The sequence below is a fragment of the Prevotella sp. oral taxon 313 genome, assembly GCF_003043935.1.
GTDB classification, from domain to species: Bacteria; Bacteroidota; Bacteroidia; order Bacteroidales; family Bacteroidaceae; genus Prevotella; species Prevotella jejuni.
The window spans coordinates 1,852,379-1,869,570 of the sequence record NZ_PYXE01000001.1 but is presented as its reverse complement, the minus strand read 5'-3'; the positions used below and the strand labels follow the sequence as shown (position 1 = coordinate 1,869,570).

The window sequence follows — 17,192 nt, the reverse complement described above, 5'->3', positions numbered from 1 at the left end:
TGTAAATAGGTATAGTCTACCTGTGAAGGTGACTAATTAATAGTATAAATAGTTATAAAGAAGACATTTCTTCTCTCTGAACAATTATTAACGTAAGAGTTTTCGAGTTAAAAAAGGATTGTATTTTCAAGTAACAGAATTTCATAATTTTAGAGAACGATGCAGAAGATTAAATTCCTCCAGCGCGTAATATGTGTTCTTCTACTGAACCTTTTATGCATTGGGCCATTAAGTCTCCCTATGTCAGCACAAGAACTGAATGGTGCAAAAGTAACTCTCTCTATGCATGATGCGACAGTAGAGGATTTTGCTAATGAAGTTGCTAAGCAGACAGGATTGAATGTAAAGTTTGCAGATGATGATGTGAAGGCGTTTAAGGGTGTGTCCCTTGATGTACGCGATCAGTCAGTTTCAAGTTTGTTACTGAACTTGGCAAACCAGTTCCCACTCTCATATACCGTTGAGGGCAACACCTTGACGTTTGCAAAGAAGGAAACGGTGCAACGTAAAGGTGGTGTTCGTGGTCAGGTTACCGATAATAACGGTGATCCTATCATTGGTGCCGTTATCCGTGTGGATGGTGTGAATGGTGGTTATGTGACCGATATTAATGGTGAATACGACATTGTGACCGACCTCAAAGAGGTGCACATGACCGTGTCATATATTGGTTATAAGACTGTTACTAAGACTGTAAAGAATGGTGCTATAGCCAACATCACGTTGCGTGAAGACTCAAAGGAAATGCAAGAAGTGGTTGTGACCGGTTATCAGACTAAGAATAAGAACTCGTTTACAGGTTCTCAGGTAGCTGTAAGTCGTGACCAGTTGATGAATGTAGGTACGAAGAATGTATTGCAGAGTATTGCGAGCTTCGTCCCTGGTATGGTCATCGCAGATGATAACCTCAAAGGTTCTGACCCTAATAAGGTGGCAGAACTCAATATTCGTGGACGTGCCACTTTCGAAGGACAGGCCAATACACCGGTCTATGTGGTAGATGGTGCACAGGTAACAGCAGAGTATGTTGCCGATATGGATATGAACGATATTGAGACCGTAACCGTATTGAAGGATGCTTCAGCATCTGCTCTTTATGGTGCGAAGGCTTCTGCAGGTGTCATCGTTATTACCACAAAGACACTGAAAGGTGGTAAGCTGAAAGTGAACTATAGCGGTACAGTACGTCTGTCAACGCCTGACTTACATGATTATCACTTGTTGAATGCAAGTCAGAAACTTGAGTATGAGCGCCTTGCAGGTTTGTTTACAGATACAAGTCCTGCAACTCAATATACACTTGATAAGGATTATGCACGTATATATAATGACATTCAAAGAGGTGTAGAGACTGATTGGTTGTCTAAGCCATTGCGTAATGCCATCTCTCAGTCACATAGCTTGAGTGTAGATGGTGGTGACGACCGTGCGAAATATAATCTTGGTGTACGTTATGGAAAGGATTCTGGTGTTATGAAGGGCTCTGATCGTACTCGTCTTTCAACCAATTTCCGCCTCTCTTACAATATTGCAGGTAAGTTCTTCGTGTCTAACAGTTCGACACTCTCGTCTGTAACGAGTAACGTGTCACCTTATGGTGATTTCTCAGACTGGGTTAAGATGAACCCTTATGAGAACCCATATAACTCTGATGGACAGTTGCGTTCTTCGCTATATCATGACTTAGCAAACCCATTATATGATGCTTCGTTAGGTAGTTATAGTAATTCAAACAACTTCGACTTCCTCAATACAACTAATATTCAGTTGTGGTTCGGTGAAAAGATTCGTTTGGATGGTGATTTCACTATTGACCGTAGCAAGCAAGATAGACGTACTTTTACATCTCCTTTTGCCTATAATGAGATTCGTAACAAGACGGCTGATCAGCGTGGTTCATTGACTGATAGTTGGGTAAACACCACTACATTGCAGGGAAAACTTATGTTGTCATACAACAACTACTTCTTTAAGAAGCTCTTCCTTACTGCAATGGGAGGTAGTAGTATGGAGTCTACGTCAACAGATGCGGCTTCCTATACTTCAATAGGATTCTATTCTGATAAGTTAGGACACCCAGCTTTTGCTACAGCGTATGCTGCAACGCGTCCAAGTGGCTCTGATACACAGACGAGAGGAGTTGGATTCTTTGTTAATGCCAATACGATCTGGGATAATAAATACTTCCTCGACCTTATCTATCGTTATGAGGGTTCATCTCGTTTCGGTAAGAATCAGCGCTTTGCCCCATTCTGGAGTGTCGGTGGTGGATGGAATATTCACAATGAAAAGTTCATGAAGGGCTCGCAAGTATCGCTCTTGAAGCTCCGTGCCAGTGTAGGTTATTTGGGTAACATCAACTTTAACCCATATCAAGCACTGACTACTTATAGCTATAATAGTTCATATTTCTATGGCAAGGGAACTGGTGCTACGCCAATTACTATCGGTAACCCAGATTTGAAGTGGGAGCGTACATTGAGCACCAACATCGGTGTTGACTTCACTGCCTTCCGTGGTCGTGTCGACCTTTCAGCCGATTACTATATCAAGAATACTGATAACCTGCTCTTGGATATCACCAAGGCACCATCTGTGGGTGTGACTACTTCACGTGAAAACATTGGTGAGGTGCAGAACTCAGGATTTGAGCTCCGTCTGCGCACCTTCCCAATTCAGAATAAAGACTGGCAGTGGTCGCTCGGTTTAACATACGCTTATAACAAGAATAAGATTAAGAAGATCAGTAATTCTCTGCGTGAACAAAATGAGAAGAACAAGGCTGATAATGGTGTTGCACCACTTCCTATCTATGAAGAAGGTCAGTCTTTAACTGCTTTGAAGGTTGTTCCTTCTGCAGGTATCGACCCTGTAACAGGTCAGGAAATCTTCATTAAGCGTGATGGAACATACACCTTTGTTTATGACTCAAATGATAAGGTAATCTTCGGAGATACCAATCCTATAGGTACAGGATCTATCAACTCTTATCTCACCTATAAGCGTTTTGCTTTGAGCTGCTCATTCTTGTACTCCTTCGGAGGTTCTCTTTACAACGAAACCTTAGCAACAAAGGTTGAGGGAGCTAATCCTAAATACAATGCTGATGAGCGTGTATTAAATGACAGATGGAAGACTCCTGGAACAATAGCAAAGTACAAGCGTATTGACGATACAACTACTCCGTATCAGACATCACGCTTTGTAGAGAAGAATAACTTCCTACGTATGAGCAGTCTCTCGCTCTCTTATGAGGTTCCAACGACCTTTATTCAGAAGTACGGCTTGAAGCGTATGTTCTTAGAACTCCTCACTAACGACCTCTTCTATCTGTCAACAGCGAAGAGAGAACGTGGTTTGAATTATCCATACGATAGGAGTTTTGAGTTCTCAGTACGTTTCTCACTCTAAAACTAAATTAGGATAACAATGAAGAAGATAACGAAATATATAGGAATATCCATGGTGGTTGCGCTGCTTACATCGTGTAACGACTTCTTGGATGTACAGCCTAAAGGGCAGCTTACAGATGACGAGATGTTCACTGATATTACTGGTTATGAGGATGCTATGTTTGGTATTTATGGTAAGTTAGCTTCATCTAACCTCTATGGAAGTAATCTCTCATGGGGTATGGTGGATGAGTTAGGCCAGCAGTTCGGTTATGACAATACACAAGACGTAAGTTACTACTTGAACCGCTATCAATATACTAACCAGCAAGCACGCAACGTTGTAGATGCTGTCTGGAGCAATATGTATAACAACATCTCTAATGTCAACAATGTGTTGAGGCACATTAATGATATTAGTGCAGGTGCACAGGAGCGTAAGATGATTCACGGTGAAGCCTTGGGTCTGCGTGGCTTTATGCACTTCGACCTTGCTCGCCTCTACTGTACAGACTATACGCGCAGTGATGCAAACACGCTTGGATTACCATACGCAACAGAGTTCAATCTGAAGAACCGCACTCGTTACACCTTGCAGGCAACGTTCAACCTTATTCTTAAGGACTTGAACCAAGCAGACTCATTATTGACAGACGACAATGATGTTACCTACGATAACAATTTCGTACGTGATTACAGCAAGGGACGTGTGATACTTTTCAATAAGTTTGCCGTTAAAGCTACGAAAGCTCGTGTGTATTACGCTATGGGTAACTACACAGCAGCTGCTAAATATGCCCGTGAGGTTATCAATGCAACACAGAACTTTAAGTTGAATACAAGTACATCACTTGATTCTGTGATGCGTTTCCCTGCAAGTAAAGAGATGATTTTTGGAGTTTATGCAGCCGACCGTTCAACAACTATTCGTTCAACATTCCTGCGTTCAACAGGTTATGGGTCCTTCGTTGAAGGCCGTCGTGATTTGCGTAGTCTCTATGAGGTCGACCAATTCACGGCTCTTAGCTCTGACCTCCGATACACCTCTTTCTTTAGAGAAAATACGTCGGGTTCAGCTTCTTCTTTCAGCTTTATTCGTCTAATCCAGAATGATGCTGAGGCTACAAGAGGTGCATTGAAAGGCTTTGTGTTAATTAGTTTGCCAGAGATGTATTACATCTTGAGTGAAAGTCTTTATGATTCAAACAAGACAGAGGCTATCAGTCTGCTCAATCAGGTTAGAAAGAGTAGGGGATTAGGCGATGTTGATGCAGCTAAGGTAGCTACACGTACACTCTTCGAGCAGGAGATGATGCGTGAACGTATGCGTGAGTTCCCTGGTATGGGTCAGACCTTCTATGCGTTGAAGCACTACAACCGTAGTTTTACTGACTTTAGAAATATTGACACATATCAGCCTTCAGATGCCATCTTTAATCTCCCTTGGCCAGATAGAGAGAATGAGTATGGTGATCAGGCAGTTCATAACGAATAATACATATCAAGCAGTCTGTATGTTTTAGCACTGCTAAACGACAAGAGCAAGGCGATTTGTAATAAGCGTTTAGCTATGCTAAATCACAGACTTAAGTGTATAAAAGAAAAGATATAAACGTATAGACAGATATTGTAGTTCGTAAAGACTTAAATAGGATATACTTTTAAAAGGGCTGACTAATATACTATTCCATTGATGTTTACCCTTTACATGGTGTATGATAAGTCTTAACACCAGAGTAGAATATGGTATGGTGAGTTTATGATGGTCTTATGCAGTAGGGCAAAAAAGACTGATTCACCATGAGAATTACTTATCGGACAACACTAAAAAACAAATGATTATGTATAAATCAATCACAAACATCTTCGCTATCGGTGCTATAGCACTATCGTTGACAGCGTGTTCAAACGATAACTACGAGGGAGAATACTCAAAAGATGGTACTTTCGAAGGGGCAAATCAGGTTTATTTCGACCTCAATAATGCTTCTGACACATTATATAATTATTCATTCGGAACACTGCCTACCAGCGTGACCTCTGACACAATCAATGTGAAGGTGAAACTCGCAGGAGTAAGAAAGTCACAGGTACAGCACTATAAGGTGGTTGTTGACCCAAGTAGTTCGGCAAAGGCTGGGGTTCACTTTGTAGCAATCAATAGTGACCAGACAATACCAGCTGACAGTCTTTCTGCGAGTTTCCCAGTAGTTCTTCTGCGTCAGAACCTTAGTGATACGAAGAATGACAGTATTCGTCTTGTTCTGCGTTTGGAAGCATCTGACGACCTTGGTGTTCGTTTTCCTGACAAGATAAAGAGGATAATCACCTTCGATAATGTACTTGAAAAGCCTTATTGGTGGTCAAATCCTACACTCCAAGCAATGGGACTTCCTGCTTATACGCCAGCTAAGTATCGCTATCTACTGTCCTTGTATAATTCAGATGCAAGAGCGATAGAGAAGGCTGTAAGTAACCCACGAAGTTGGACACAGCTTTACAGGAATATTCAGAAGTTGAAAGCATACTTTGCTGCTAACCCTGAGTAATCACATTCATTGGTATAACCATTAATATAATTACACGAAATATGGTAAAGAAATATTTATATCTCTTGGCTATAGCAGCCCTTACCTTCTCATCATGTATTAAAGATGATTCGACAGAAGGAGGCGATAATGTGTCTGTAATCAGCCTGCAGACACCTCTGAACAGTAGCTATACGCTTAATCAAGGAGATACATTGAAGATTAATCCTACGGTATTGCAGAGCAATGGGAAGCAGAAACTCACCTACGAATGGGAGATAAATCATAAGTTGGTATCGAGTGATTCTGCACTTGTCTATCCTATTCAGACCTCTGGAACCTATACTGGACGTCTGCGTCTGAGCAATGGTCAGAATATTCAGATCTATGAGTTCAATGTGAACGTAGAGTATGCTTATACGAAGGGTGTCTTCCTCTTGGCTGAAAAGGACAACAAGGCAATCCTTTCCTACGTACCAACAGAGGATGTGAATAAGAGTTTCCAACTTGATGTGTTGGGTGCTAACAATCCGAATACTAACTTCGGTACACCTTGCTCAATGGCTTGGAACAAGACGATTGGTAGTCAGACAAATAATGTTCTCATCATTGCTGCAGGCAATCCATCAACACTTTATCAGCTTGATGGCTATGAGATGCTATCACTTTTCCAAACTCCTGTTGGTGAGAAGGTAATACAGGTAGAGGCAAACTCTGACCCAGGTTCACCGAAGGTAATGGCGATCACAAAGAACAACTTGTATTCTTTGGGCTTGAATTCAACCAATTTGATTTCACAGACATCACGCTTCACAAGCGCAGTAGGAGGTTCTGTCAAGTTTGCAGACCGCATGACACCATGGTGGAGAGACGACCTCTTCTATGCTCATGGTGATGCTTATTTCGACAACGCACATGGTTCTCTGCTGGCAATGGCTATTGAGAATACATCTGTTCCTGCTGAAATCTTGAAGGGAACCTTTACTGGTGATACGTTGGTAGGTATGGGTAGTGTTAACAAGCAGCGTAACCTTGCTTTGATTACCAATCAGACAAGCACGGGAACATTCTACTTTACATACATCTTCCCAGGCTACTACTCTTCTTCTGCAGATAAGAGAATTGCAGCTAATGTGCTTTACCGTGTTGCAATGCCTTCTACTTCTGGTATCGCTAATGGCTCTGTCGTACGCTCGGCTCGTAGCAAGAACATTGTTTATTACACTAATGGCAATGCTGTCTATGCACATAACGTACTTGCTAATAGTAACTTCCCAACTTCTGCACTGTTTACAGTAGGGAACAGTACGGAGAAGATAGTTGATATGACATTCTCAGATGATGATAATCTCATCTATGTTGCAACCAATGATACATCGGCATCTATGCCAGGTAGTCTATATTGTTATGACACGCAGACAAATGCTCTACTTTGGTCAAAGCAGCACATTACGGGACGTATTGTGAAGGCATTATTCAGAAATAAATAACATACAAATGATAAGAATGAATTTCTCATTTAAGAACTCTTTACTTGGAGGGGCATTATTGCTCCTCATTGTATTGCAAAGTACTGTTGCAAAAGCTGATGATGACAAGTCTAAGTCTAAGCCTAAGAAGGAAACGAAGTATGACAGACTCTTTAAGGATAAGAAGACAGAGACTGCACGCAGTAAGTTTATTACTGTTCATAAGCTTGATAACAAGATTTACTTTGAGTTGCCACGTACTTTGTTGAAAAAACAGATGATGCTTGGTGGAGTAGTAAACTCAACAACTGATGCATCTACAGTCACTGTTGGTTCTACAAGTTCTAACCCTGTCTTGTTCTACTTTGACATACAGGATAGCTCGGTCGTTATGAAGACTCCTAACAATGTTCTTTTCAAGGAGAATGCAAACTCAGCAGACCTTGATAGTGCATTGGCCTTGAACTATCGTGATGGTATTTGGCAGGGCTTTAACATCTTAGCTTACAACAATGACAGCTCTGCTGTTGTCTTTGATGTAACCTCTTTGTTAGGTAAGCCAACTAACCTTATCTCGGTTATGCCAACGAAGAATGGTAATTATAGCCTTAAGGCAACTCCAAAATCAGAACTTTCGTTCATTCGTGGGATAAAGAGTTTTGATACAAACGTTATCGTTAACAATGACTTTACGTATGGTGTGTCAACCTCTCTGATGTCTATGCCTATCGGTGGCGAGCGTCCTACAACTGTTGGTGTTAGTTATAGCGTAGCACTTGTGCCTGAGTCTGCAATGCGTCCACGTATCATGGACTCACGTATCGGTGTGGATTATTCTGTTCGTTTGGGTATTCCTCAGGAAGGTGCAAGTACTAAGCGCATCTTCTTCTCACATCGTTGGAACCTCGTCCCAAAGGATAAGAAGGCGTATGCAAAGGGTAAGTTGACTCAACCTGTCAGTCCTATCCGTTTCTATTTGGACAATACTTTCCCAGAGTCATGGAAGCAACCCATCCGTGAAGGTATCCTTGAATGGAACAAAGCTTTTGAGAGAATAGGCTTTAAGAATGCTATTGAAGTTGTTGACTTCCCTCAGAAGCAAGGAGATTTCGACCCAGACAACATTCAGTATTCTTGTATTCGCTACATACCAAGTGGTTCTTCATCTGCTCCAAAGAGTGATATCTATGTCAATCCTAATACTGGAGAGATTATGGCAGCCTCTATGTTCATCTATTCTGATGTCGAGAAGTTGTTACATAAGTGGCGTTTAATTGAAACAGGTGCTGTTGACCCATCAGTACGTAGCAACCGTTTGTCTGCAGCTAAGTTTGCTGAAGGTTTGAAGATGTTGGTTACAAAGGAAACTGGTAGTATGTTAGGACTCTTGGATAACCTTGGTGCTTCAGCTACTTATTCTACTGATTCATTGCATAATGCACGTTTCACGACTACCATGGGACTTGCTCCTTCTGTTATGGATGACGTTCATTACAATTATGTTGCACAGCCAACAGATAATGGTGTACGCCTTGCTCCAACAGGACTTGGTATGTACGACTACTTTACAATTGATTGGAACTATCGTTACTTCGATACCGATAATGTTTCTATCAATGATGAGAAGAATACACTTGAGGCGTTTGTTGACAAGAAGGTGACAAACCCACGTCTTCGTTATTATGCTGAGCGCAATGCTAAATGGGACCCACGTCTTGCTGCAGGAGCACTTGGTAACGATATGATTGCAAGTGCAAACCTTGCAAATAAGAACTATACAATCGTTGAAAACAACCTCTCTAAGTGGATTAAGAACGATGAGGATACTCGTATCAAAGATCAGTTATACCTGCAGATATCACAGAATCGTTACGCTTTGTTCAAGCAGGTGTTGAGTAATGTTGGTGGAATGTACCTTAACAACATGAAGATTTCAGCAGGAGTACCGCAGTATCAGGTTGTTCCAAAGGATCTTCAGCGTCGTTCTCTCCTGTGGTGTCTACAAGAGGCAATGAGCTTTAAGAAGTATGCTAACCGTAACTACGAGCGTAAGGGCTACTTGTCAGTGAGCTATTATGACCAGAGTTTAGAGTTTATGGGTTACGATTTGATGGCAGCACGTATGCGTGTGGCTATCACTTCTTACTTGAATCCAAACAGTTACACACAGAAAGAGTACTTTGATGATATCTATAACACCCTCTTCAAGAGTGTTGCTGAGATGCGCGCACCCTCTCAGGGCGAGCGTGTTTTACAGCGTGCGTTTATGAGTCAGGCACAGAGTGTTGTCTCTAAGGCTACTGGAAACGGTGGTTCTGGCGGTGGTTCTGGTGCTGGTACAGCTTTGAAGGGTGATGATCTCGGTGCTACTCCAGGATTTGGCGACCCTTCTCAGAACCTTGCTCCAACTGTTGATATCTCTCTTGCTGACAACTCTGAGCTTTATTTCTACAACTGTATGTTGAAGTTAAGAACGGCTTTAGAGAAGTGTCTAAAGGCTAATTTGCCACTTGAAGCGCGTACACACTATGAGATGATGCTCTTCAAAATCAATAAGACAATGGAGGTGAAGAAATGAGAAAGACTTCATTTATATCAATGAAATCGGTTCATGTAACCCTACTGGCAGTGGGCTTCTTAGGTCTCTCACTGTCAGCACAGGCTTTCCCTTTCTTTAAGAAGAAGAAAAAGAAGGCTACCACCACTACTACGGTGGCTAAGAAGGATGCCTATGAGCGCATTCTGACTGAAGAGAAGACAGACTCTGCTAAGGGACCATTCGTTTCCTTCTACAGGACAGGTGAGAAACTTCTTGTTGAGTTACCACCATCGTCTATTGGTCGCGACATGCTTATCGGTGCTACTATATCCTCTGTTTCAAGTCCACAGTTTGCTGAGGTTGGTACACGTGCAGGTTCTGTCTCTCACGTACGCTTTATAGAGAAAGATAGTTCTATCGTTATGCAGGCTATCAATTCAGAGTTGCTTGACGCACTGCCTACAGGTGATGCGAAGCAAGCACAAGCCACGAACTATCGTAACCTCGACTTCTATAGCTTCCCTATCAAGGCGAGAAACAAGAAGACGGGTGGTATTCTTTTTGATGCGTCTTCTTTCTTCTTGAGAGAAAGTAAGTATTTCCCAGTGATTGCAAAGATTGCTGGTCCATATCGTGTGGATGCTGACTTGAGGCCAGAGTGGATTAAGGTAACGTCTTTGAAGTCGTTTGCTAACAATGCTTGCATATCAATGATACGCAACTACGTTACCAATATGACTGGTAATAGTGGTAGTGTTGCTATTAGCAATCATCCTGTTTCTATCGGCGTACAGTTTACTTTAGCACTCCTGCCAGAGGATAAGATGACTCCACGTCTGAGTGATACACGTCTTGGTTACTTCCTCACACCGAAGTCAATCGTTAATGACAGTCTTATCGACCATGCAAGCTTTATCAATCGTTGGCGTGTAGAACCTAAGGATCCTGCTGCTTATTTTGCTGGTCAGCTCAGTGAACCTGTAAAACCAATCGTGTTCTATATCGATAATGCCTTCCCTGAAAAGTGGAAACCAGCGATTAGAAATGCCGTTCTAAGATGGAATAAGGCTTTCGAACGTATTGGTTTTAAGAATGTGATGCAGGCTGTGGACTTCCCAACCAATGACCCAAACTTCGACCCAGATAACTTCCAATATTCTTGTATTCGTTATCTGCCTACGGCAACAGAGAATGCTATGGGACCATCATGGGTCGATCCACGTACAGGTGAGATTATCACAGCTACCGTACTGGTGTATAATGATGTCGTAAATGTCATCAACAGTTGGCGTTTTATCCAGACGTCGCAGATTGATCCGGCTGCTCGTACATTGGATATGCCTGACAGTATTATGCTTCCAACATTGGAGTATATTGTTACGCACGAGGTGGGTCACACACTCGGACTAATGCACAACATGGCTTCATCGGCTGCAATCCCAACTGATTCGCTACGTTCTGCAAGCTTCACACAGAAGTATGGGACGACAGCATCTATCATGGACTATGCTCGTTTCAACTATGTTGCACAGCCAACAGATAAGGGTGTGTCGCTGACTCCTCCTTACCTCGGTGTTTATGACAAGTATGCAATAGAGTGGGGCTACCGTGTCTTCCCTAACTCAAAGAGTTTTAGGGATGATGTGAAACCGTTGATGGCCCTCGTAGCAGCCCATGCTGATGACCCAATGTATCGTTATGTTCTCCAGCAGTCGCGCTATCGTTATGACCCGACTGCCATTGAGGAGGATCTCGGTGACGATGCTGTGAAGTCAAGTACATACGGTCTGAAGAACCTTGAGTATATTCTCAAACATTTTGATGAGTGGATTCCTGATGGTACAGACGGTACTCGTAAGGCAAAGCTCTATCGTCAGATGGTTTCTCAAGCTTACGGTTATGCACGTAATGTCTATGCTGTCATTGGTGGTATCAAGTTGAATCAGAGCACAGAGTCATCTGGTATTCCTCGTTATGAGGTCATGCCTAAGGAGAAACAACGTGCTGCTGCAATGTGGTTGTTACAGGAAGCACGCAAGTTTGGTAAGCGTGGTGTTGAGAGTATTGAGAACCGTTTACCTCAAATCAACTCGCATCCTTACAAGACATTGGCAAGTGGTATCCAAGAGATGGCACTCTCTGCAACAGCACGTTTGGCACTGAGCTATTATGCTGACTCTACTTCTTATTCTCCTTTGGAGTATTGCGAAGACACGTATAATAATGTCTGGGCTAAGACAATCGCAGGTGATGAGAATCTCGACGACGATGATATCGCCATGCAGCAACTCTATGTTGAGCGTCTGAAGGAAAACATTGTTGAGGTTAAACAGGTTGGTAAGGTGCGCAGCTTGCGTGATGACAAGCAGGATGTTGCTTTCCTCGGCTTTGGTGTTGGCTATGGTGAACCAGATACAATGTGGACGGAGACCATCGACCGTACAGCTGAATATGTGTTCCACTATGCACAGAAGCTTCAGAAACTTCTTCAGGAACGCATCAAGACAACGAAGGACACGACCGTAAGGTCTCAATATGAGTTGATGTATGCACGTGTCCAGCGTTATATGAATGGTTAATCTACCGTGTTAACATACATCTCAGAGGGTATATCTCAGGCGTCTGTGTCTTGGATATACCCTCTTTCTTTTTGTTCAGTGTTAGGATAGAGTATCGTTTTGTTGTTATTCTTTATGGTGGTACTGAGTGTCCCTCCGTAAATCTTTATATCTCTCTGTGAGGTTTGATGTAGCTTTATGATATGATATGGAAAGTCTTGTTAACGTGTGATGATAATGTCCTTTGTTAGCCATAAATTGCTTACGTAAGCCAATCTCCCTATATACTATATTTTTTTAATTTTACTTTGCTGTCATTTTTAACATTTCGTGTAAGTGCATAGGAATTAATTAGTTATATGTTTATAGATGGTGACAGGAGTGACAGGAAAATTGGTTTTGGTAGAATTAGGTTACTATGGTCTCTTGTTTTAACGCATGATTTTTGACTTAGAAAACTTCATCTTTATGCCATCACTACGGTTTGTTAGTTTTTTCAAGTGATTTTTCAATGAGCCTTTATGATATTGTTCTCCGTTCTTTTTAATTCTCTATTTAGGTTATTTTAGGGCGAGATTAGACAAATAATGATGTGTTTCTATTGTTCTGCAGATGCCTTTTGCGATTTCTTTTGTAGGCTTAATGTGTTACGTTCCCAAAAGACACCGTCAGAGTAACCTTGAATGTCTTTGTTCTCTTCAGCCATACGTAGGCGTTTAGATGACAATAAGGCATACTCCTCATTGATTTCTATACCACAATAGTGTCTACCTAATTTCTTTGCAACAACGCATGTTGTTCCACTTCCGAGGAAAGGGTCAAACACGACACCCTGCCTTGGGCATGATGCTAAAATGAGTTTAGCTATCAGCTTCTCTGGCTTTTGAGTTGGGTGGTCTGTATTCTCTGGCATTGACCAATAAGGGATACTGATGTCGTCCCAGAAGTTAGATGGGTAGGTAAGGCGAAAGTTTCCGTCTTCAGTCTCTATCCAGTCTTTGGGTTTTCCGTCCACTTTATAAGGGGCTAAAACTCTCCTTTTCTGCATTACGGATGCTACGTCAAAGTAATAGTCTTTATCATTGAGGACACCAAACCAGATGTCTTCCATAGCATTCTTCCAGTTTGTTTTAGCTCCACGACCCTTTTCACGTTGCCATGTAATACGGTTCTTGATGGTAATATACTCACTCATGACTTGATAGATAGCACTTGTACTTTTCCAATCACAACAGACATATATACTCCCGTTAGGTTTTAATAGTTCTAACACCTTGGGAAACCAACATCTTACATATTCAATATAGGTCTTGTCGTCCGTAGCCTTGAACTTAAATCCTGCAAAGTCTTTCGATAGGTTATAAGGAGGATCTATGATAAGCAGGTCTACAAAATGTTTGGGTAGGTAATCTATAGCCTCAAATAAATCTTGATTATAAATTTTATTGAGTACTTCATCTACCGATGACGACGTGTTAAGTTGACATAAATCCTTCTTTAAGTCTGTTCGTTCGCTATCAGACAAGACAATAGTACGGTTTCGTGTTGCACGATTTTTCTCCATATTAGGCATCTTAAATATTGTTTTGTTATCGTTTCTGTGTCCCTTCGTCCATGAGTATCTACTATGGCGAAGAACTCCTTGATACAAAGGTACAACTTTAAGTGAGTTATTCCGACTATCTATTTTGTTTTTTGATAGAATAAATGAATAATTCTAATTTATTACCATCCAATAGTTTTATAAGAACGAAAACGTCGTTTTCTACGATCTAACCCAATGCTTTCTCTTTACGAACGAGCACTTTCGGCAGATAGTAAACTACGACAGAGGATATAGTGCCTCAGGTTGTTTCTCTCCTTCCTAATCCTTCTTACCGAATTATTTTCATGAAAATAAATATTTCTTGTCGTGAAGAAAAATATTTTTTGTCATGAAAATAATTCTTTCTACTCATGAGAATAATTTGGTTTCGACACAAAATAAGCCCCTCGTAGGTAGTTTTCTCCTTGCGAGGGGCTTGTCGTTTATAGTTGATTGGAAGCTTGATGGCTTGATAGGTTACGCCTTTAATGAAGGCTATAATCTGTTCTTTTCAGCCTGTCCAGCACCTGTACCCTTGTATTTGCTTCGTGAAGTATTGAACTTATAAGTAACAGTTAGAACAAACTGACGGCTGTCGTATGTACCAATATATTGAGTCTCCATAGACTCTGTGTAGCTAATTCCTCCTTCTTTTTGGGTATGGAACAAGTCTGTTCCACCAATACGAAGTGCGAGTCTGTCCTTTAGGAAAGACTTGGTAAGGTTGATGTCAAGCGAACCTCTATTGCTTGCTAATGAGCTAATTTCGCTATTGCCTTTTGTAACGAGGTAGGACTCCATTGATAGTAACCAGCCTTTGCCGAAATCGAATGTGTTGTTAAAACTGAATTGCCAGATTGGTTTGTTCAGCTTATAAGTCTTTGTACTCGTATGTAATGTGAGCCATTGCTTCTTCATTAATGCCGTGAACTCAGGTGTCCAGATACCGATTGTTGGCGAAAAAGCTAACTGAGTAGATATTGTCTTGATGCTTGGAAGATTCGTGTAGGTAAGACGTGAGATAGCTGAATTATGGCTGTTTTGTTCGCTCCAGAAGACAATGGCGTGGCGACGGTCATTGTATGAGATGCCAAACTGGATGAACTTCCACATAGCTCCTAAGCTTATGTCGTGGATATATTCGTGCTGAAGCAGTGGGTTACCCGACTGCATCAAGAAACGATTGCCGTATATAACGTTATTGCTTAACTGACTATAAGAAGGGCGACGCGTCCTCGCTGCATAGCTTAATTGCATCTGTAGGTCTCCTAATTGAGTAGCTACAGAGATACTTGGGAATAAGTTGCTGAACGAACGACTCTGATTAGCAATGTGCTGTCCGTTCTCATAATAGTTGAAGCGTACCGCCTCCCAGCGCAGACCAGCTGTCAACTGGCAGATAGATAGCTGGTGTTTGTATTCCATAAAAGGGGCTATATTCGACTCTTTTAGCTGTGCGGATGAGCTTGGGACATAGTTTTCAGGATTGCTATATGCATCATTGCGGTTCGTATAGGTATATTCTGCACCCACTGACAGATTACCTCCTAAAACTGGATAGCCCAAAGTTAGCTTAGAAGCAAAGAGCCTGTTGCGCTCTTGATTGTCGGAAGTCACGGTGCGACTAACCTTGTTGCGACTTTCTTCTCGATAGGTGGTATGGTTATTTTGCTTGTTATAAAGATAATCCGCATTGAAGTCTATGTCCATCTTTCCTATCTTTCCAACATAGTAGAGATTAATGAATTGGGAAGGACGATGGGACTGCTTGCATGTTGCAAAGGTGTTAATATGGTCGTAGAAAGTCCCGTTTGCCGTTACATCACTACTAAGAAAAACAGATAGGGGGAAGTTATGAGGGAAGTTAATCATGTATTTGATACCGACAGAATTGCTGTCATTCAGCTGATAGTCTGCTCCTATAGTATTCTTGACAATAGAATTCTTATCGGGGACTTTTTGCGTGAAATCCTGCTGCCAGAGGGTGTCAGCGTGAACAATAGTAGTTGTTGTGCTGTGTTCGAGGCTGTTGTCAAGTGAATAGCCATGCGTACCAAAGAGTTCCAGATGCTTATGGCGATATTTCCAGTTCAGCTGTTCTGAGAGGTCTACATTTTCCGACTGGTAGTAGGCGGAGCGTACATCGAAGCCAAAGCCGTCGCCTACAGCCTTCTTCGTTCGTATCTTTACGACTGCTCTTACTGCTGCATTATATCGGCTTCCGGGATTGCTTATCACCTCAACGCTCTTGATATCGCTTGATTTCAGGCGTTCAAGCTCAGCTGCATCGCGCATCTGACGACCGTTGATATAGATGATAGGTGTACCTCTACCAAATACTTCGTAGCCATCTTTCTTCTTTGTCAGTCCTGGGACATGCGCAAGTACATCCTCACAAGTGCCGAGTTTGCTCAGTATGGTGTTCTCGATGTTCGTTTGTATACCCTCTGTTGTCATCTTGTGTAGGGGAGCATTGCCTTTGACGACCACCTCTTTCATCATTTTTGCATCTTCTTTCAGTACGATAGTAAGGTTGTCTTGGTTGGAAAGAACTGTAGTGAAGGGCTCATAACCTACAAAGGAGGCTTTAAGGATATTACCTACTGTAACCTCCTTGAAGTTGAAACTACCGTCATCAGCGGTTGTTGTACCAACAATGAAGGTAGAATCCTTGGCTGAAAGAATAATGACATTTGCGTAGGGGATAGGCTTCTTGTTTTCATCAAGCACCTTTCCAGATACGGATTGTGCGCTGGCTCGAAGTCCAGTGCAGAACAGAAGGAGGATAAGTAATAGTTTTTCCATAACTAATGAAGATAAGTGAAACGAAAGGTTCAAACTCAGTTGCGCTTTTTAAAAGCGATAGGTTTCAGCTACAAAGGTATGAAAAGATATGGAAACCAATAAAAAAAAAGGAAAAACTTTTAGTTTCGTACGTTTTTCTTAGGCGTAAGGTGGTTTATAGATGATGTTTTATACGAAATATGAGTATAATGTTGCGTGTCAGTGATGTGTGATGCCATGCTATAGGATTATCCTTTGCTTTATGAAAGTCTTGGTATTATATGGTTGTTCAGAACCTTTTACTATATAATGTATAATAATAGAAGAGGACTTGGAA

The 17,192-nt window shown here is 41.7% G+C and carries 8 protein-coding genes; 6 read left to right on the top strand and 2 right to left on the bottom strand.

Going from position 1 to position 17,192, the window contains the following annotated elements; all coding sequences use genetic code 11:
* Nucleotides 1-159 precede the first annotated feature (159 nt).
* The 6 genes from AXF23_RS07290 to AXF23_RS07265 all read left to right on the top strand — a co-directional run bounded on the left by AXF23_RS07290 (nucleotide 160) and on the right by AXF23_RS07265 (nucleotide 12,507).
* Nucleotides 160-3,411, top strand: coding sequence for a SusC/RagA family TonB-linked outer membrane protein (locus tag AXF23_RS07290; protein ID WP_009012275.1), 3,252 nt, complete (start codon nucleotides 160-162; stop codon nucleotides 3,409-3,411).
* An 18-nt stretch (nucleotides 3,412-3,429) separates the two neighbouring features.
* Nucleotides 3,430-4,887 (top strand): RagB/SusD family nutrient uptake outer membrane protein, encoded by a 1,458-nt coding sequence (locus tag AXF23_RS07285; RefSeq protein WP_107624845.1) that lies wholly within the window; start codon nucleotides 3,430-3,432, stop codon nucleotides 4,885-4,887.
* 346 nt (nucleotides 4,888-5,233) lie between these two features.
* Complete coding sequence (locus AXF23_RS07280) at nucleotides 5,234-5,941, top strand: DUF4843 domain-containing protein (protein WP_009012277.1); 708 nt, start codon at nucleotides 5,234-5,236, stop codon at nucleotides 5,939-5,941.
* 41 nt (nucleotides 5,942-5,982) lie between these two features.
* A complete protein-coding gene (locus AXF23_RS07275) occupies nucleotides 5,983-7,410 on the top strand; it encodes a PKD-like domain-containing protein (protein WP_107624844.1) in 1,428 nt (475 codons plus the stop codon).
* Nucleotides 7,411-7,417: 7 nt separating this feature from the next.
* On the top strand, nucleotides 7,418-9,967 hold the full coding sequence (locus AXF23_RS07270) for a zinc-dependent metalloprotease (RefSeq protein ID WP_107624843.1): 2,550 nt from the start codon (nucleotides 7,418-7,420) through the stop codon (nucleotides 9,965-9,967).
* Nucleotides 9,968-9,987: 20 nt separating this feature from the next.
* Nucleotides 9,988-12,507 carry a zinc-dependent metalloprotease gene (locus tag AXF23_RS07265; RefSeq protein WP_107625824.1) on the top strand — a complete coding sequence of 840 codons (2,520 nt, stop codon included), beginning with the start codon at nucleotides 9,988-9,990 and terminating at the stop codon, nucleotides 12,505-12,507.
* Between the two features lie 577 nt (nucleotides 12,508-13,084).
* Here the strand turns inward: AXF23_RS07265 and AXF23_RS07260 are convergent.
* Together AXF23_RS07260 and AXF23_RS07255 are read right to left on the bottom strand one after the other, a co-directional pair.
* Nucleotides 13,085-14,059 carry a DNA-methyltransferase gene (locus tag AXF23_RS07260; RefSeq protein ID WP_107624842.1) on the bottom strand — a complete coding sequence of 325 codons (975 nt, stop codon included), beginning with the start codon at nucleotides 14,057-14,059 and terminating at the stop codon, nucleotides 13,085-13,087.
* A 507-nt stretch (nucleotides 14,060-14,566) separates the two neighbouring features.
* Complete coding sequence (locus AXF23_RS07255; RefSeq protein WP_107624841.1) at nucleotides 14,567-16,876, bottom strand: outer membrane beta-barrel family protein; 2,310 nt, start codon at nucleotides 16,874-16,876, stop codon at nucleotides 14,567-14,569.
* Nucleotides 16,877-17,192: the final 316 nt, after the last annotated feature.

Bases quoted from the DNA above. Each gene is read 5' to 3' on its own strand.
- AXF23_RS07280 (WP_009012277.1), top strand. From the start codon at position 5,234: ATGTATAAATCAATCACAAACATCTTCGCTATCGGTGCTATAGCACTA.
- AXF23_RS07260 (WP_107624842.1), bottom strand. From the start codon at position 14,059: ATGCCTAATATGGAGAAAAATCGTGCAACACGAAACCGTACTATTGTC.
- AXF23_RS07290 (WP_009012275.1), top strand. From the start codon at position 160: ATGCAGAAGATTAAATTCCTCCAGCGCGTAATATGTGTTCTTCTACTG.
- AXF23_RS07275 (WP_107624844.1), top strand. From the start codon at position 5,983: ATGGTAAAGAAATATTTATATCTCTTGGCTATAGCAGCCCTTACCTTC.
- AXF23_RS07255 (WP_107624841.1), bottom strand. From the start codon at position 16,876: ATGGAAAAACTATTACTTATCCTCCTTCTGTTCTGCACTGGACTTCGA.
- AXF23_RS07270 (WP_107624843.1), top strand. From the start codon at position 7,418: ATGATAAGAATGAATTTCTCATTTAAGAACTCTTTACTTGGAGGGGCA.
- AXF23_RS07285 (WP_107624845.1), top strand. From the start codon at position 3,430: ATGAAGAAGATAACGAAATATATAGGAATATCCATGGTGGTTGCGCTG.
- AXF23_RS07265 (WP_107625824.1), top strand. From the start codon at position 9,988: ATGAAATCGGTTCATGTAACCCTACTGGCAGTGGGCTTCTTAGGTCTC.